Source organism: Arthrobacter sp. Y3221048, from assembly GCF_059092685.1.
Genome location: NZ_JBNHHX010000004.1, coordinates 120,338 through 137,581 on the forward strand (window position 1 = coordinate 120,338; position 17,244 = coordinate 137,581).

The 17,244-nt window shown below is 66.1% G+C and carries 16 protein-coding genes; 8 read left to right on the plus strand and 8 right to left on the minus strand.

Annotation, left to right across the window (positions count from 1 at the left end):
- The first annotated feature begins 61 nt into the window (after positions 1–61).
- Positions 62–1,297 carry a beta-ketoacyl-ACP synthase II gene (gene fabF / locus AC5RVS_RS13095; RefSeq protein ID WP_493986972.1) on the plus strand — a complete coding sequence of 412 codons (1,236 nt, stop codon included), beginning with the start codon at positions 62–64 and terminating at the stop codon, positions 1,295–1,297.
- 124 nt (positions 1,298–1,421) lie between these two features.
- On the opposite strand, the gene AC5RVS_RS13100 is transcribed toward fabF, so the two are convergent.
- The 6 genes from AC5RVS_RS13100 to AC5RVS_RS13125 all read right to left on the minus strand — a co-directional run bounded on the left by AC5RVS_RS13100 (position 1,422) and on the right by AC5RVS_RS13125 (position 7,424).
- Positions 1,422–1,925: a DUF3145 domain-containing protein gene (locus AC5RVS_RS13100; RefSeq protein WP_494108460.1), complete on the minus strand. Its 504-nt coding sequence runs from the start codon at positions 1,923–1,925 to the stop codon at positions 1,422–1,424.
- A 248-nt stretch (positions 1,926–2,173) separates the two neighbouring features.
- Positions 2,174–3,127, minus strand: coding sequence for a tyrosine recombinase XerC (locus tag AC5RVS_RS13105; protein WP_494108461.1), 954 nt, complete (start codon positions 3,125–3,127; stop codon positions 2,174–2,176).
- An 89-nt stretch (positions 3,128–3,216) separates the two neighbouring features.
- Complete coding sequence (gene dprA / locus AC5RVS_RS13110; RefSeq protein WP_494108684.1) at positions 3,217–4,422, minus strand: DNA-processing protein DprA; 1,206 nt, start codon at positions 4,420–4,422, stop codon at positions 3,217–3,219.
- Positions 4,423–4,460: 38 nt separating this feature from the next.
- Positions 4,461–5,999: a YifB family Mg chelatase-like AAA ATPase gene (locus AC5RVS_RS13115; RefSeq protein WP_494108462.1), complete on the minus strand. Its 1,539-nt coding sequence runs from the start codon at positions 5,997–5,999 to the stop codon at positions 4,461–4,463.
- Positions 5,999–6,355: a YraN family protein gene (locus tag AC5RVS_RS13120; RefSeq protein ID WP_494108463.1), complete on the minus strand. Its 357-nt coding sequence runs from the start codon at positions 6,353–6,355 to the stop codon at positions 5,999–6,001. Before AC5RVS_RS13120 ends, AC5RVS_RS13115 begins: the two co-directional genes overlap by 1 nt.
- Positions 6,356–6,683: 328 nt before the next feature.
- The gene (locus AC5RVS_RS13125) at positions 6,684–7,424 is read right to left on the minus strand and encodes a DUF8548 family protein (protein WP_494108464.1); all 741 of its coding nucleotides are present in this window, start codon (positions 7,422–7,424) and stop codon (positions 6,684–6,686) included.
- A gap of 677 nt (positions 7,425–8,101) precedes the next feature.
- Between AC5RVS_RS13125 and AC5RVS_RS13130 the strand changes: the two genes are divergently transcribed.
- The gene (locus AC5RVS_RS13130; RefSeq protein WP_494108465.1) at positions 8,102–9,250 is read left to right on the plus strand and encodes an NAD(P)/FAD-dependent oxidoreductase; all 1,149 of its coding nucleotides are present in this window, start codon (positions 8,102–8,104) and stop codon (positions 9,248–9,250) included.
- A 23-nt stretch (positions 9,251–9,273) separates the two neighbouring features.
- On the opposite strand, the gene AC5RVS_RS13135 is transcribed toward AC5RVS_RS13130, so the two are convergent.
- Together AC5RVS_RS13135 and AC5RVS_RS13140 are read right to left on the minus strand one after the other, a co-directional pair.
- A complete protein-coding gene (locus tag AC5RVS_RS13135) occupies positions 9,274–9,567 on the minus strand; it encodes a glycine cleavage T C-terminal barrel domain-containing protein (protein ID WP_494108466.1) in 294 nt (97 codons plus the stop codon).
- Positions 9,568–9,578: 11 nt separating this feature from the next.
- Positions 9,579–11,747, minus strand: a complete 2,169-nt coding sequence (locus tag AC5RVS_RS13140) for a GcvT family protein (protein WP_494108467.1) — start codon at positions 11,745–11,747, stop codon at positions 9,579–9,581.
- A 144-nt stretch (positions 11,748–11,891) separates the two neighbouring features.
- Between AC5RVS_RS13140 and AC5RVS_RS13145 the strand changes: the two genes are divergently transcribed.
- The 6 genes from AC5RVS_RS13145 (at position 11,892) to AC5RVS_RS13170 (ending at position 17,239) form a co-directional block, all read left to right on the plus strand.
- Positions 11,892–12,512 carry a TetR/AcrR family transcriptional regulator gene (locus tag AC5RVS_RS13145; protein ID WP_494108468.1) on the plus strand — a complete coding sequence of 207 codons (621 nt, stop codon included), beginning with the start codon at positions 11,892–11,894 and terminating at the stop codon, positions 12,510–12,512.
- A 163-nt stretch (positions 12,513–12,675) separates the two neighbouring features.
- Positions 12,676–13,239: a helix-turn-helix domain-containing protein gene (locus AC5RVS_RS13150; RefSeq protein ID WP_494108469.1), complete on the plus strand. Its 564-nt coding sequence runs from the start codon at positions 12,676–12,678 to the stop codon at positions 13,237–13,239.
- A gap of 56 nt (positions 13,240–13,295) precedes the next feature.
- Positions 13,296–14,417 carry an ABC transporter substrate-binding protein gene (locus AC5RVS_RS13155; protein WP_494108470.1) on the plus strand — a complete coding sequence of 374 codons (1,122 nt, stop codon included), beginning with the start codon at positions 13,296–13,298 and terminating at the stop codon, positions 14,415–14,417.
- The gene (locus tag AC5RVS_RS13160) at positions 14,417–15,343 is read left to right on the plus strand and encodes an ABC transporter permease (protein ID WP_494108471.1); all 927 of its coding nucleotides are present in this window, start codon (positions 14,417–14,419) and stop codon (positions 15,341–15,343) included. Before AC5RVS_RS13155 ends, AC5RVS_RS13160 begins: the two co-directional genes overlap by 1 nt.
- Positions 15,340–16,137, plus strand: coding sequence for an ABC transporter permease (locus AC5RVS_RS13165; protein ID WP_494108472.1), 798 nt, complete (start codon positions 15,340–15,342; stop codon positions 16,135–16,137). Before AC5RVS_RS13160 ends, AC5RVS_RS13165 begins: the two co-directional genes overlap by 4 nt.
- Entirely contained in the window at positions 16,127–17,239 is a 1,113-nt protein-coding gene (locus AC5RVS_RS13170) for an ABC transporter ATP-binding protein (protein ID WP_494108473.1), read from the plus strand. Before AC5RVS_RS13165 ends, AC5RVS_RS13170 begins: the two co-directional genes overlap by 11 nt.
- Positions 17,240–17,244 lie beyond the last annotated feature (5 nt).

Genomic DNA, 17,244 nt, shown 5'->3' on the forward strand with positions numbered 1-17,244 from the left:
GACCCCCGGTCCGGCCGCCGCACTGGATTTATTGCCCAATCACTATTGAGAGAATGAATCAATGGCACGCAAAGTAGTCATCACCGGCCTCGGCGCCACCACCCCGATCGGCGGCGACGTCCCCACGATGTGGCGGAATGCCCTCAAGGGCGTTTCCGGGGCCCGTACCCTCGAAGATGATTGGGTGGCCCAGTACGAGCTGCCGGTGACGTTCGCCGCCCAGGCCAGCAACCGCCCGGACGAAGTACTGACCCGGGTCGAAGCCAAGCGGATGGACCCCTCCACGCAGTTCGCGGTGGTGGCGGCCCGTGAGGCCTGGAAAGACTCCGGCATCGAAGAGGTGGACCACGACCGCCTGGCCGTAGCTTTCGCCACCGGTATCGGCGGCGTGTGGACGCTGCTGGACGCGTGGGACACCCTGCGCGACCGCGGGCCGCGGCGGGTGCTGCCGATGACCGTACCGATGCTGATGCCGAACGGTCCAGCCGCGGCCGTGAGCATGGACCTGGGTGCCCGCGCCGGCGCCCACACCCCGGTCTCCGCCTGCGCTTCCGGCACCGAAGCCATGGCCTTGGGCATCGACCTGATCCGCGCCGGCAAGGCCGACGTGGTCATGACCGGCGGCGCCGAGGCCGCGATCCACCCCATGCCCATCGCGGCGTTCAGCGCGATGCAGGCCCTGTCCAGGCGCAACGACGACCCCGAGCGTGCCTCGCGTCCGTACGACCTGGACCGGGACGGCTTCGTGATGGGGGAAGGCGCCGGTGCGCTGGTGCTCGAGGCCGAGGAACACGCCCTGGCCCGCGGTGCCCGCATCTATGCCGAACTTGCCGGCTCCGGCGTCACCGCCGATGCGTACCACATCACCGCCCCGGATCCCGAAGGTCTTGGCGCCACCCGTGCGCTGAAGGCCGCGCTGTTCGATGCCCGGGCACAGGCTACGGACGTGGTGCACGTGAACGCCCACGCGACCTCCACCCCGGTGGGCGACAAGCCGGAATACACCGCGTTGAAGGCGGCGCTCGGAGACCACGTGGACAACGTGGCCGTCTCCGCGACGAAGTCGCAGACCGGACACCTGCTCGGTGCATCCGGCGCCGTCGAATCCGTCATGACGGTGATGGCTGTCTACGAACGCCGCGCTCCGGCCACGATCAACCTGGAAAACCAGGATCCGGAGATCCCGCTGGACGTGGTCACCTCCGCCCGCGACCTGCCGCAGGGCGACATCGTCGCATTGAACAACTCCTTCGGGTTCGGCGGCCACAACGCCGTCGTCGTGTTCCGCAACGTCTAGCAGTTCACCGTTCACCATGTGCTTGCCTCCGGGCAGCACGAAAGGGAGGGCGGCCGGTTTTATTCCGGTCGCCCTCCCTTCTTGCGTGATGGAGGATGCGGTGTTGCGGGGACGTTGCGGGGCTTTAGCCGACCTGGTGCAGCCAGCGCACCGGTGCGCCTTCGGCGGCGTGGCGGAAGGGCTCGAGCTCTTCGTCCCAGGCCTCGCCCAGGGCGAGGGACAGTTCGTGATAGACCGTTGCTGGATCGCCGGCCCCGGCTTCGTAGGCGTAGCGGATGCGGTCCTCGCTCACCATGATATTTCCGTGGACGTCAGTCATCGCGTGGAAAATGCCGAGTTCGGGCGTGTGCGACCAGCGGCCGCCGTCCACACCGGCGCTCGGCTCTTCGGCGACTTCATAGCGCAGGTGGGCCCAGCCGCGCAGGGCGGAAGCCAGCATGGCGCCGGTCCCCTGCGCCCCGACCCACGACAACTCAGCCCGGTACATTCCGGGCGCGGCCGGTTGAGGGGTCCACTCAAGATCCGTTCGCTTGTCCACGACGGATCCGACGGCCCACTCGATATGAGGGCACAGTGCCGAAGGTGCTGAATGCACAAACAGCACTCCACGCGTCATCACAACAGACATCCCATCCTCCATTTGCTGTAGGTACGTCTTCCCCAACGACCTTCAGCCTGTCAACGGATGGAACTTGTCAGTACTGCTGTTTCCGACGCTTCGTTCCTCATTGTGCCGTACGGCAAGGAATTGCGCCAGTGTAACTACCAATGTGTTATGGCGTGTCGCCGATTGCGCCAGTACAGGGCGCTTCGGGGCCCTCGCATGCCGCGTTCCGGGTGGATGGCTGGTCCGGCCCGCCGCTGCCGTTTTCGCGATCAGGCCCGCGGGTGCGCCTGCTGGTAGCTGCGGCGCAGCCGGTCCACGGAGACGTGGGTGTAGAGCTGGGTGGTCGCCAAAGTGCTGTGGCCCAGGATCTCCTGGACGGCCCGCAGGTCCGCTCCCCCATCCAACAGGTGGGTGGCGGCGCTGTGCCGGAGGGCGTGCGGCCCGGTGGCCGAGGTGTCGCCCAGCAGGCCGAAGAGCCTCGCGGCGACCGAACGCACCTGGCGCGGGTCCACCCGCCTGCCGCGTTGGCCCAGGAACAAGGCCGGACCGCTTTCCGCGATGGCGAGCTTGGGGCGGCCGCGGCGCAGCCAGTCGTCCATGGCGACGGCGGCCGGCAGGCCGAACGGGACGGTGCGCTCCTTGTTGCCCTTGCCGAGCACGCGGATGGTCCGGCGTTCGTTGTCCACTTCGTCGATGTCCAGGCCAGCGAGCTCGCTGACGCGGACGCCAGTGGCATAGAGCAGCTCGATCATCGCCCGGTCCCGCAGCGGCATCGGCGCCCCCTCCGCCGCTTCCTCGGCGAGCGTCCGGAACAGCTCGTCGACCTGGGCCGGGCGCAGCACGGTGGGCAGCGAGCTGTTGCGTTTGGGCGCCCTCAGTCTGAGCGACGGGTCGGTGCGGACGAGCTCCTCCCGCAGCGCCCAGCCCATGAAGGTGCGGGCGGTGGCTGTGCGCCGCGCCAGCGTGGATCTGGCCATGCCGGCTCCGTTCATCGCGCCCAGCCAGGACCGCAGGGTCCCGAGGGTGATCTCGGGCAGCTCCCTGGCGCCGGTTTCCGCTGCGTATCCGAGCAGGTGCCGGACGTCGGTCACGTAGGCGCGGATGGTGTGTTCCGAGCGCGCGCGCTCCGCCTTCAGATAGCGGGCGAACCCATCCAGGGCCACGTCGAACGCCCGCGGGAGCGACTCGGTGCCCTGCGGTTCGGGTTGGTCTGCAGAGCTCATCCCCTCACTTTGCTGGCCCGGCCCACCGAACTCAAGGAGGCGCACGGGAGCGGGGCTGAATTGCCGTGGCCTCCTTTCCCTTGTCCGCCTCAGTCCTTGCGCCGCCGGCGCCAGCCGGAGCCATCTTGGACGGCCAATCCCGCCGCCTCCAGACGTCCGAGCCCCGCGAGGACGGTGCGGACCGGGATCCCCGCGACGGTGGCGAGCTTGTCTACGGTGCTTCCCCGGCGAACCGGCAGGGCGTCGAGCAGCAACAGGTCGTCCACGCCAAGTCCGTCGTGGTCCGCGAGCACCTCTTGGGCCCCGGGCTCCACTATTCCCAGCGGGCCCGCGAGTTCGGCCGCTTCTGCGGCGTCCGTGACGGCCGTTGCGCTCCCGTCGCGCAGCAGCCGGTGGGTGCCGGCGGAGTTCGCGCTGTAGACGGATCCGGGTACTGCGCCCACGCTGCGGCCAAGACCCGCGGCGTGATGGGCGGTGTTCAGTGCCCCGGAGCGCCAGCGGGCTTCCACGACGATGGTCGCGGCGGCCAAGGCCGCGATGAGCCTGTTTCTTTGCAGGAATCGCCATCGGGTTGGTGCTGCGCCGGGCGGCACTTCCGCCAGCAGGATCCCCCGGCTGGCGATGGCGCGGAGCAGTTCTTCATTTCCGGCCGGGTAGTACCGGTCCAAGCCGCCGGCCATGACCGCCATGGTGGCGACATGTTCCGTTTCCGCCGCCAGGGCCGACCGATGCGCCTGCGCGTCGATCCCGTAGGCCCCGCCGGAAATCACGCAATAGCCGCGCTGGGCAAGCCCGCTGCTGATGTCGCCGGTTACCTGGTTGCCGTAGTTCGTGCTGTCGCGGGAGCCGACTACGGCCACGGTCGACCGTAGCTCCGGTATGCCGTCCGTAAACCTTCCCCGCGCCCAGAGGCAGATGGGTTCGCCCAGTCCCAGATCCGCCAACGCCGCCGGCCACACAGCGTCTCCCGGAATGAGCACGGTGCCGCCGAGCCTGCCTATGACCGCAAGGTCGCGTTCCGGCGCAAGGTCCTTTATCCGCGGCGCCCATCGGTCGAGGGCGTCGTTTAGCGGCTGGGGGTTGCCGGCAGAGGGCTCGCGGTCAAGGGCGCGCAGCAATTCGGCCTGTAAACCATGCCCGGCGTTTATCTGGCCGGTGGCGATTCTCAGGGCGTCGTGCGCGCCGGCCGTAGCGACCAGTGCCTGGCCGATCCAGTCAGATGGTTCCATCAGCCGGGACAACGCCGCCCTCGCAAGGCGTTCATTGGTGGACGGCAGTTGCGTCATCCTGGTCATCTCCTCCTGGCCGGCGGCCGCAGATGGGGAAGGCATGGTCACGCCGCCTTGACCTCTTGGCGGAAGGCCAGGGCTGTGCTGACGCAGTCCCGGTCCGGTCGGTCCAGGCCGTACAGGTCGGAGAGCGTCCACGCCACGCGCAGGACACGCGAGTAGCCACGACCGGTCAGCGCTCCGCTCTCCATGGCCCGGTCCAAATCCCTGGTGATAGTGGCCGGAAGCCGCAGCTTCCCGTTCAACAATTCGCCGCTGACCTCCGAGTTCAACCCGATGCCCCAGGGCTTCAGCCGCGCACGCTGTGCCGCCCGAGCCACCGCCACCCGGGCGGCGACAGCCGCGCTGTCCTCCCGCCGCGCGCCCGTGGCCATCATCCCCACCGTCAGCCGTGGCAGAGTCAACTGGAGATCGATGCGGTCGGTCAACGGGTTGGAGAGCTTGCCAAAGTAGCGGCGCCTTTGGTCGGGCGTGCAGGTGCATTCCAAACCTTTGCCACCGGAGAGCCCGCACGGGCAGGGGTTCGCTGCCATGACGAGCTGGAAGCGTGCCGGGTAGGCCGCGCTGCCCGCCGCCCGGTGCACCACCAGCCGTCCGCTCTCCAGCGGCTGGCGCAACGCATCGAGAACCTGCCGGTCATATTCGGGCGCCTCGTCCATGAAGAGCACGCCACGGTGTGCCCGCGAGGCCGCTCCAGGGCGCGGCATGCCTGAGCCGCCCCCGATGATGGAGACGGCCGTTGCCGTGTGGTGCGGGCTCTCGTAGGGTGGCCGACGAACCAGCTCGGTCAGCGGGGCCGCCGTGGCGCTCAGGGAGTGGATGGCGGTGACCTCCATGGCATGGTGGTCGGGAAGATCGGGCAGGATGCCCGGCAGCCGTTCGGCGAGCATCGTCTTGCCTGCACCGGGCGGACCGACGAGCAGCAAATGATGGCCGCCCGCGGCTGCGACTTCCAGCGCGATCCGGGCTTCATGTTGCCCGGCCACGTCCGCCAGGTCGGGGGCGGGCGCCGGAGGAGCCGTGGCCGGGACGGACGGGGCAGGCTTCTCCGGCGGGCCGATATTGAGCCGGTCCGCGTCGGCACCGAAGGCCATCAACACCTCAACGAGGTTGCTGAAGCTGCGCACCTGGGCGCCGGGCACCAACGCGGCCTCGGCGGCGTTGGCTTTGGCTACGACAACATGCGGATATCCGGCCTCGACTGCCGCAATAACCGCCGGCAGTACACCCCTGACCGGCCGGAGCCTCCCATCGAGTCCCATTTCGGCCAGGAAGACGGTACGACCGCTGGGCCGGACGTCTCCCGCCGCCTGGAGCGAGGCCATCAGGATGGCCAGGTCGAAGCCGGAGCCCTTCTTCGGCAGCGAAGCGGGGACAAGGTTAACTGTAATCTTCCGCCTGCTAAGCGGAACCCCCGCGTTCTTCGCCGCGGCCTTGATCCGTTCCTTGGCCTCGGTCAGGGCAGCGTCCGGCAGTCCCAGAAGAATGAAGGCCGGGAGAGTTTGGCCGATGTCCGCTTCGACTTCCACGATGTGTCCGTTGAGGCCCACCAGCGCTACCGAGAACGTCCGTCCGAGCCCCATTAGCCGACGTCCTTCATGTACTCGATCACGGGCCACCGCCCCTGTCCGTAGAGCACCGCGACGGCGTCCACCCTCATCGCCGTACCGGTCATGCCGTGGTCGCGCAGCCACTGGTGCCCCAGGAAGTGGAGACGGCGGACCTTGGCGTCGGTGATGGCTTCGAAGGGGTGGCCGTAGTCGGTGCTGCGCCGGGTCTTGACCTCGGAGACCACGATGGTCGCCCCGTCCACCGCTACGATGTCCAGTTCGCCGTCCGGGCTGCGCCAGTTTCGGTCGATGACACGGTGGCCGGCGCCGGAAAGATAGGCCGCGGCCATTTCCTCGCCGCGTCGGCCCAGTTCGTCTTTCGCTCTCATGCCCTCCAGCCTGATGGAGAACCGGGTGCATGAAAGCGGGGTGAAATGTTGGCTGTGGACAGCTGCAGGAAAACTAACTCGTGTAGGAGAAGTGAGAAGTCAGGCTTTATTGAATGGAGCCCGGAGAATGCACAAGCAGTTGAAGGGACCCTGGACGACTGACTAGCATGTCTGGGCATGCTGCCTGAGCTGGTTAACTGCTCCTTGCTCGCTTACCCGTTGTGCAACGCGGACGCCTGGACATCCCGCTTCGTCTTGGACCTTTCTTGCCGCCCCGAGACCAACTATTAGAGCATTTCAAGGCACTCCCGTAGCTAACTATGAATATTCAGGCAAGAGTACCGATTGACGAGGCAACTTCGTCGGAAAGAAACACTTGTCGCCCGGACTCATAGCGCCAAATGACGTGGTCTAGTCGCCGAGGTTCGGTGGGATACCGGAGCGCTGCTTCTTTAATCAGCTCTGCCGCTTGCATAGGCGCAAGGCTCTTCTCAGCCAGTCCTGCATGTTCCTCTACGAAGCGGATGATCATCCGGTCAGGTTTGACGGACTGGAATCCTGAGAGGATGAGTAAGTAGTTAAACGTGATACCGGACGACTGGCTCGGAAGCCTTAGCCAGGCCTTCTTTACACGTTCAAGAGAGTCGTTCTTAGCTGCCTCTTGGTGAAGCGCTGCTCTAGTTGTGATGCCAAGGGACTTCATCATCTCGGCTGCTCGGCGAATGACCTCCGCCTTCAGGAGCGCGTTTTCCTTCGTATGCGCCGGCTTGTTGTTGCCCACCATAGCCGCCCAGCCACTGCTGCCGCCAAGTTCCTCGAAGGTCTGCAGTAGCTCATGGACGCCGTCATGATAAGCGTTGGCTCCCTGAGCTTCCCGATAGGCCCTGTACTTGTTCACCACGTTTTTGACGCTCTGGTAATGCGAACCTGTTGAGTAGATCGAATCGATGATGGCGAGAGCCAAGCTATTCGAGTAGCCGTCGGCAGTGATCCAGCGGGCCTGATCGTCGAAAAGCTCGCGGCACTTTTCGGCCAGAATGTCAGCTTCAGCGCTGAGGGCGTAGGTCATAGGCGCACTTTAGCAGTGCCCTTCCATCTTGTTTACTTATAAGCACCGATCCGCATCTAACGAAAGGATCGACGTGAGCTACTTAGGAACAATGGCCGTCGTTGTGGCATCAAAAAGGTCGTAATGTTTCGCAACCCGGGAACGGCAGATGAAGAGCGCGCGTAGGTAAAGGCCATGCTCCAAAGCGAGTTTGGTTTCTTTGAAGTCAGCACACCGATTCATGATGGCTTCCTTGTGGAGATCCCTGATCCCAGTGGCGGCACCGGCGTTATCTGGCTCAATAGGTCAAGCTTATTGACTTTGGATCCAGAAACTGCATCGCCGAATCGACCTAGCAGATCCAGCCAGCTAGACCACCCCCGGTTTGCCCGCCCCGGACGGCAGCCTGTGCAGGACACGGCGGCATCGAGGCCATGGCCTCCGGCCAGGTCCGCCTTGGACAAGCGGTCAAGGGCGCCCGCCGGGGTTCGCGCGAGCATCGGTGGGGGCGCGCATCGCCTGCGGCATGCACAGGCAGGGCGGCAGCCTCCGTTACGCTGAAGAAGTGACGCGCAGCACACCTTGGCCTGCGCTCTATCTCAGCCTCGGGGCGCCGGCATACGCGTCGTCCGGACGCGGGCCGCCGGCATGCCGCGTGGTACTGACAGGAACGGTTCAGGGAACAGGAAGGACCCGCAGTGCGGATAACTGTCGTTGGAGCCGGTGCGTGGGGATTGCCGGCAGCGGCCGAGCTGGCCGGTCGAGGTCATCACGTCACCCTGATTGACCGCTTCGGCGTATCAAACCCGCTGTCATCCTCTTATGGACCGACCCGCATGTGGCGCATTGCCGACCCGGACCCCGGTCGGGTTCGGCTGTCCAGGCTGGGGCTGGAAGCCATGAAGCGGCTATCGAGCAGGGCCGGGACGCCGGTCTACCTCCAAAAGGGCCTGCTGTGGCGAGACACGATGTCGCTGCCGCGCCTGCGGTCAACCCTTCTCGCCGAAGACGTGCCCTTCGAGGAGGTCGACTCGAGTGAAGTTGCACAGTTTCTGCCCGGCTTGAGGCCGGATGGCCGGGATGCCATCTGGCAGCGGGACGCCGGCGTCGTCCTGGCCGATGTGAGCCTGCAGGCCCAGTTTCGGCTGTTTTCCGCGGCGGGCGGCACGTTTCTGCAAGGAGCCACGGTGGCCGAGGTTTCGGCAACTGCAGGGACTGTCAGGGCTTCCCTCTCCGATAGCAGGCGCGTCGATGCGGACGTGTTGGTGATTGCGGCCGGTCCGGGGAGCGGCGCCTTGCTCTCACAGCTTGGTTTGCCCGCGCCGCTTCGGCCGTACCTGGAGCAGGTGGTCCACTTCGGTGATGCTCGTCGCCGGGGCGCCGCCGACGACTATCCCTGCTTCTTTGACGGCCCCACGGACGAAGCTCCGGGCATCTACGCGATGAGCAGCCCCGGCGTAGGCTACAAGGTCGGCCTGGACAGTCCGCTGCGACACTACGCCGAGGGAGATGCCGACAGGTCCCCGGATGAGGTGCGCACCGGCATCATCCGGGAACGGGTGCGCCGCAATTTGTTGTCGCTGCAGCCTGATGTGCTCGACGCACAGGTCTGCGTGTGGACCGATACCCCCGACGGCAGGTTCGTCATCGATTCGCCGGTCCCCGGCGTCGTTGTTGCCTGCGGGGATGCCGGCGAGGGCTTCAAGTACTCGGCGCTGATGGGCATCATTGTCGCCGACCTGGCCGAGGACAAGCAGCCCGAGGCTGACATCAGCCCCTACCGGCTGGGTCGCTTCGAGGTCGCGGAAAGCGCCGACTGGGGTGTTCCGACCGCGCTGGGCCGCTGACTAAGCGGCGGAGACCCCGGCAGCTAACCGCGCAGCCGCTCACCTTTCGGATCGTAGAACGGGCGTCGAGAGACCGTGGCCGCGACGAGCTTGCCCTTGCATCCGACCGTGAATCTTCCGGAGAGGTCCGCATCCCCGGCGACCGAGGCAAGCCCAACAGCGCGTCCCAGCGTGTAGCCGTAGCTGCCGCTGGTCATGCGACCCACCGGCACGCCGTCGCAGAAAACGGTCTCGTCGTGCACGAACAGTGGCTCCGGGTCGTCCAGCGCCACGTACACGGTCCGGTACGGGGGCGCCGCCCGGTCCAGCTTCGCCACCGCGTCCCGGCCTACGAAGCCGCCCGCTTGGCCAGCGCCACGGTGAAGCCGAGTCCGGCGGAGTACGGGTCGTCGGCGGGGCCGATGTCGTGCCCGAGGTGGCGGAAACCCTTCTCGCTGCGCAACGAGTCGAGGGCGTGGTAGCCGGCCAGCCGCACGCCGAGGTCTTGACCGGCCTCCCACAACGCGTCGAACACATTGACGGCCGTGTCCGCGCCCGGGTACAGCTCGTAGCCGAGTTCGCCGACAAAGCTCACCCGCAGGGCGTAGGCGAAACCGTCTGCAACCTCCACCGTCCGTCCTTCGGTGTAGGGCTGGGCGGCGTCCGACCAGTCCTCGGGCGAGACGCGGCTGAGCAGTTCCCGGCTCTTGGGCCCCATGACCCCGATCGTCGCCAGGCCGGCCGTCGCATCGAAGACCGCGGCCGCCTTGCCTTGCGCCAGCCGCCGCAGGTACCCCAGGGTCTTGTCCTGGCTGAAGGCGGGCGTCACCACGAGGAACCGGTCTTCCCCGAGCCTGGTCACGGTGCCGTCCAGTTCGATCCCCCCGGCCTCGTTGAGCATCAGGGTGTAGACGGCCTTGTCGACGCGGACGTCGACGTCCGCGGTACAAGCCCGCTGGCAGACTTCCAGCGCCTCCGGACCTGCCACTTCGATCTTCGCGAAGGAGCTCAGGTCGAACAGCACCACCCCTTCCCGTGCGCCACGGTGCTCCTCGCCGACGCGGTCGAACCAATTCTGCCGGCCGTAGCTGTAGTCATAGCCTGGCGCGGTCCCGGGGTCGCCATACCAGTTGGCCCGCTCCCAGCCGTTGAGTTCCCCGAAGCAGGCGCCGAGCCCGGCGAGCCGGGAGTGCAGCGGCGAGCGCCGGACGTTGCGGGCGGTGGCCGGCTGCAGCTGCGGCCAGTGCATGGCGTAGAGGCGTCCCAGCCCCTCCCGGGTCCGTGCATGGAGGTAGCGTCGGTTGCTCTGGTGCCGCGAGAACCGCCGGACGTCCACCGCGGCTGCGTCGAAGCCGGGCGATCCGGAGATCACCCACTCGGCCAGTTCCCGGCCGGCGCCGGGGGCGAAAATGATGCCCTGGGAGTTGAAGCCGGCCGCAACAAAGAGGTTGCGCACCTCGGACGTCTCCCCTAGGACAAAGTTGGAATCCGGAGTGAAGCTTTCCGGGGCGTTGAGGAAGCGGTCGTAACGGCTCTGCGCCAGTACCGGCACCGCCGCCTCGGCCTTGCTGCGGATCGCCGCGAAATGCTCCCAGTCGGCCTCGAACTCCGCGAAACCGCCTCGGCCGATCTCACCCACCGGCCGCGGCAGCCCGTCCGGCTCGAAGGCGCCGACCAGCAGCCGCCCCCGCTCATGCCGGATGTAGTAGCTGTTGTCCAGGTCCCGGAAGACAGGCAGCTCGGGCACGGCGCCGTCGATCTCCTCGGTCCTCACGTGCACGTGCTCGGCGGCGTACAGCGGCACATGCGCCCCGGCGGTCGCGGCCAGATCGCGCGTCCACAGCCCGCAGGCGAGGATTACCCGTTCGCTCTCTATGGTCCCCCGATCCGTGACGACCCCGGTCACCCGGCCCTCAACGTGACGGATGCCGGTGACGTACACGTTTTCGCGGAGGTCGGCGCCGAGCTCGTGGGCGAGTTTGGCGAAGGACAGCGCCGCGTAGCCGGGGTTGATGTGCCCGTCGCCCGGCAGGTAGAGCGCGCCGAGCACGCCGTCGGTCCGGGCCAGCGGCCACAGCCGGCCCAGGCCGGCGGCGTCCAGGATCTCCGCCTCGGTGCCGTTCTGGCGGGCCACGTCGCAGGCGTAGTGCATTTCATCCACCCGGCCGGGGGTCCGCGCCACCATGACCGAGCCGGATTGCTGGAACGAGACGTCGAGCCCGGACCGTTGTTCGAGCGTGCCGTAGGTCTCGAGTCCGTACTTGGCCAGCTTGGTCATCGCCGTCGTGGTCCTCCCGCCGGTTACCAGGCCTGCCGCGTGCCAGGTGGTGCCGCTGCCCAGGACGTTGCCTTCCAGCAGGATGACGTCCGTCTCCCCCGCCGCCGCCAGGTGATAGGCGATGCTGGCCCCTACGATTCCCCCGCCGACGACGACGGTGCGCGCCCGGGCGGGCAGCGGCTGGTGGGCTTCTTGGGTGAAGGCGGACGCGCTGATGGTGCGGTCGACGAGCCGGTCCATGGTTCCTCGCTTCTGTTGGTGGCAGGTTACGGGCGCGCGCCATGCGGTCGTCCGTGCCCGCAGTGGACGGTGCGCTCCGCCCGCTGTCCTTTGCGTTAATAATGAATTATTGTGAACCGTATCACAGCACATTGAAGGGAAATCATGACCCCCGTTGCCGCCCCCAAGCCCGCATTCTCCATCGAGGATCAGCCGCGGCGCCTGCTCATCCTCGAGGCGGCGGAACGGCTCCTGGCGACCCGCGGATTCGACGGAATCCGCCTGCGGGATATCTCCACGGAAGCCGGGATTTCCATCGGGATGATCCAGCACTACTTCCCCAGCCGGGACGCCGTGGTCCGCGAAATGCTGGTCACCGCGTGCGAGCGCAGGGCGACGGAATGGCAACTGCCGGCACTGCGGCGGGAAGACGCGGCCGGGAAGATCCGGGCGCTCCTCAAAGGTGCGGTCACGGATCCGGAAAACTGCACCGTCTGGCTGGAGTCCTGCGCGGCCGCCAGCAGATACGAGGAGGTGCAACCCGTTGTGGTGCACACCAACAACATATGGCGGCAGGCGCTGGCCGAAGCCATTGCTGAAGGCACGGACGCCGGCCAATTCACCCCCGCCATCCCCGTGGATCAGATCGTCGACACCTTCGTCGCGCTCATCGACGGCCTGATCATGGCCGTGGCCACCAAGGACCCCAAGATCACGCCGGACTACACCAATTCGCTGCTGCTCTCGGCGGCACGCCTACAGCTTAGAGCCGATCTGGAGGGATGACCGGAGGGGCGGCATCGGCGGTTGCTTGAAACCGTCCAAAAATCCCGCTCACGAAAAAACCGGCGGACCCCTTGTCTCCGGCCGGCTCCCGGGCTAGGGTCTGACTAAACACAGTGATTAGTGATACAAATCACCTGTTCGGTATGACTTAGGGAGGTGTTTGGTGAACGATGCAGCCGACAACGAGCAGTCCATCGGCCATCGCATTCGCGCCGCCCGGGAACTGCGGGGTATCTCGCTGCGCAGCCTGGCTCAACTGACCGGCGTCAGCTCGGGTTTCCTGAGCCAGTTGGAAAACGCGCACTCGAACGCCAGCGTCTCCACGCTCAAGAAAATCGCGGAAGCCCTCGGAACAACGACGGCGGAACTGATCGACGGCACCAGGCCCGAGGGCCGGGTACTGCGCAAGGCCGACCGGCCCGTTTTCCACTCCGGCGACGGCCTCAACAAATACCTGCTCACTGGCTCGCCGCAGCGGAATCTGGAGGTTTACGCCGGCGAGCTCGAGATTCACGGCGGGACCGGCGAGGAGCTGTACGCGCACGGCAATGCCCAGGAGGTCCTCGTTTGCTTGAAGGGGCGGGTGGAAGTTCGCCTCGCCGGCGAGTCCCATGTCCTGGAAGGCGGGGACAGCGTCGAATACCTCTCCTCCACGCCGCACGGTCTTCGGAACCTGGCCCACGGCGAATCCGAAGTCATGTGGATCATCAGCCCGCCAACTACCTAGAACCTTCCAGTCAGCACACTTCGACAGTCAGCGTTTCACACGAAAGAGGAGAAACAATGTCAGCAGTTACCACACCCCGCCGCAAGCGGGCCTTGCCGGTCGGAATGGCGGCAGCAGTTGCCCTGCTCCTGTCGGCCTGCGGCGGCGGGGGCAGTGCCGCCTCCGCCGAGATCGACCTGGGCACCGGTCCTGCGGAGGCCGGCACGGTCAAGCCCGGCGCCTTGGAGGGCCTGAACATGACCTTTGCCTCGTACGGCGGGCTGTACCAGGACGGACAGATGGCGGCGGCAGTGACGCCGTTCGCCGAGGAGTCCGGGGCGAACATCCTGTCCGATGGGCCGATGGAGTACGCAAAAATCCAGGCACAGGTGGAGTCGAACAACGTCACGTGGGACGTCGTTGACACCGATTCGAACTGGGCGGCCGGGCAATGCGGGAAGCTCCTGCAGAAGCTGGACTTCTCGATCATCGATAAGTCCAATATTCCGGAGGGATTGGCGAGCGACTGCTATGTGCCGGCCATGCAGTACGCCACGGTCATGGTGTACAACACCGAGAAGTTCAGCGACGCGCCTCAGAGCTGGGCTGATTTCTTCGATACCGAGAAGTTTCCCGGCAAGCGGGCCGTCCAGGGCGCCGACGTCGGAGGCGGCCTCCTGGAGGGCGCCCTGATCGCCGATGGGGTGGCCGAGGAGGACCTGTACCCGCTCGACGTCGAGCGGGCGCTGAAAAAGGTGGACACGATCAAGGACAGCCTCGTGTATTGGACCACGGGTGCCCAGTCGCAGCAGATGCTGGAGGCCGAGGAAGTGGACATGGCCCTGATCTGGTCAGGCCGCGCCTTTGGAGCCGTGGAAAACGGTGCCCCGTTCGAGCCGGTCTGGGAGACCGGCGTCGTGGTCATGGATGTCCTGGCCGTTCCCACGAACGCCAAGAACCCGAAGGCTTCGATGGCCCTGATCAACTACGCGCTGGGCAAGGAACAGCAGGAAAAGCTCACGGAGGAAACGTCGTATTCCCCGGTCCACGTGGACGCCAAGCCGGCGGTGAATGAGAACGGCAAGAAGTTCCTCATCACCGAGCCGGAGATCGCCGACAAGGTCCTGGTCTCTGACTTCGCCTGGTGGGGCGAGAACTACGCCTCGACCCTGGAACGCTGGACGGCCTGGGTCTCCTAATGAGCAATGCAGTCAAAGACCCCGTCCGGCCGGCAGCCTCGGCTGGCCGGACGGGGAATGGCGAGGGTGCGGCGCCGGTGGCCGGCAGGCGCACACGGCTGAGTCCGTTGTTGTTGTTGCTCCCGGCGCTGGCGCTGATGGTCGGCGTGTTCGCCTATCCGCTGGCAGAGGCAATGTGGCGCAGCGTGGCGGATCCCGTGCCCGGCCCGCAGAACTACGAGTGGTTTGCCTCCAACGCCGGGAACTGGGCCGTCTTGGGCCGCACGCTGTGGGTGGCGCTGCTGTCCGCAGCCATCTGCCTGGTGCTGGCCTACCCGTATGCGTACTTCATGGTGATTTCCGGCCCGAAGGTGCGCGCCGCACTGGTGGTCATCGTCCTCATACCGTTTTGGACGTCGCTGATGATCCGCAGCTTCGCGTGGATCATCCTGCTGCAGGACAACGGCCTGATCAACGGCATGCTCGGGTTCCTGGGGCTGGGGCCATTCGAAATGATCCGCAACACCACCGGCGTCCTGATCGGCATGGTCCAGGTGCTGTTGCCTTTCATGGTGCTGCCGCTGTATGCGTCGATGCGGAACGTGGACCTGCGGCTGCTGCAGGCCTCCGGCAGCCTGGGCGCCGCTCCCTTCGTCTCCTTCACCCGGATCTTCATGCCGCTGGCCATGCCGGGCGTGGTGTCCGGCTCCCTGCTGGTCTTCATTCAGGCGCTCGGCTTCTACATCACGCCGGCGTTGCTCGGCTCACCGTCCGAAATGTTGATCTCGCAATACATCTACGTGCAGGTCAATGGCCAGCTCCAGTGGGGCCGCGGCAGCGTGCTGGGCGTCATCCTGCTCGTTGCCACCCTGCTGCTGCTGGGCCTGCTGGCGCTGCTGCTGCGCAAGAGCAAACGTGCCGCCGGCGATGAAGGAGGGCTGCTGTGAAACATTCCGTGCTGACCCGGTCCCTGCTGTTGGTCTATGCGGGACTGGTGGCCGTCATCTTGATCGCACCGACTGCGATCGTCATTCCGCTGAGCTTTACGGACAAGGCCTCGCTGACTTTCCCGCCGTCGGGCTGGTCACTGCGCTGGTATGAGAATTTCTTCAGCGACCGGGCGTGGATGTCGGCCCTCGGCAATTCGATATTGATCGGCGTCATCGTTGCCGTCGTGGCGACGGTCATCGGCACCGCGGCGTCGATGGGCCTGCAGAAGTTTGTGCGGCGCCGGGCCGCCAAGACAGTGCAGGCGCTGCTGCTGGCCCCGATCGTGGTGCCGGCGATCATCCTCGCCATCGGCATCTACGCCATCTTCCTGCGGCTGCAGATGCTGGGCACCTTGAGCGGTTTCGTGCTGGCCCATACGGTCCTGGCCGTCCCGTTCGTGGTCGTCTCCGTTACGGCGGCCCTCAGCGGTTTCGATCAGCGGCTGGCGACGGCGGCCGCAAGCCTGGGCGCGAACCGGTGGGCCACCTTCCTGAGGGTCATTTTGCCGGCCATTCTGCCCGGAGTCGTTTCGGGGGCGCTCTTCGCCTTCGTGACCTCGTTCGACGAGGTCGTGTTGTCCATCTTCATTAAAAGTCCGTACTTGGAAACGCTGCCCGTCAAGATGTATTCGTCCGTCACCAGGGACACGGACCCGACCATCGCGGCCGCGGCAACCATGATCATGCTCTTGACGACAATCATCATTGCCGTCGGGCTGCTCAGTATGCGTAGGAGGAAACGTGTCCAGTAAGCTCACCGGGGCCGGCACCCGGATCGAGATCCAAAATGTCACCAAGCGCTATGCCAAATCCACCGCCGTGGACGACGTGTCGCTGACCATCGAGCCGGGTGAGTTCATCACGCTGCTGGGGCCGTCCGGCAGCGGCAAGACGACCACGCTGAATCTCGTGGCCGGCTTCACCGACCTGACCAGCGGCTCGATCGAAATCGACGGCCAGCGCGTGGACAACGTGCCGGCGCACAAGCGCGGGCTCGGCGTCGTTTTCCAGCACTACGCACTGTTCCCGCACATGAGCGTCGCCGAGAACATCGCGTTTCCGCTGCAGCAGCGCAAGACTCCCAAGTCCAAGCAGAAAACGCTGATTGCCGAGGCGTTGAAGACCGTCGGCCTGTCCGGCTATGAGGACCGCTACCCGCGCGAACTCTCCGGCGGCCAACAGCAGCGCGTCGCCTTCGCCCGCGCCATGGTCTTCAATCCCCGGGCGCTGCTCATGGACGAGCCGCTGGGCGCCCTGGACAAGAACCTGCGCGAGAAGCTGCAGCTGGAGATCAAGCGGATCCACCAGGAAGTCGGCCGCACCTTCGTCTTCGTCACCCATGACCAGGAAGAAGCCCTGATCCTCAGCGACCGCATCGCCATCTTTAACAACGGCAGGATCGAGCAGGTCGGTACCAGCGCGGAGCTCTACGAGCGCCCCGCCAGCTTGTTCGTGGCCCAGTTCATGGGCGAGTCCACCATTTTCCGTGCCGATGTCGATACGTCCGGCCGGGAGTGGTCCATGGACTTCCACGGGGCCAGGCTCCGCGGCCCCGCCGGCCGCAGCGTCTCCGGCAAGGGCGCCTTGGTCCTGCGGCCCGAACAGCTGCGCGTCGCCCCGAAGGCGGAGGAAGCTCCCGGCGGGGCCGTCACCGTCCCGGTCAAGGTGGTCCAGAACATCTATCTGGGCTCCGGCCACAAATACGAGCTGCAGCTGGCCGACGGTTCCACCGGCATCGTCCGCACCCCGCTGTCCGAAAGCAACGGCCTGAAGCCCGGAGACGATGCCTTCGTCTACTGGTCCGCCCACGACGGCGTACTGCTCGAAGACTCCGATCTCGTCTCCACGACCTAGGAACC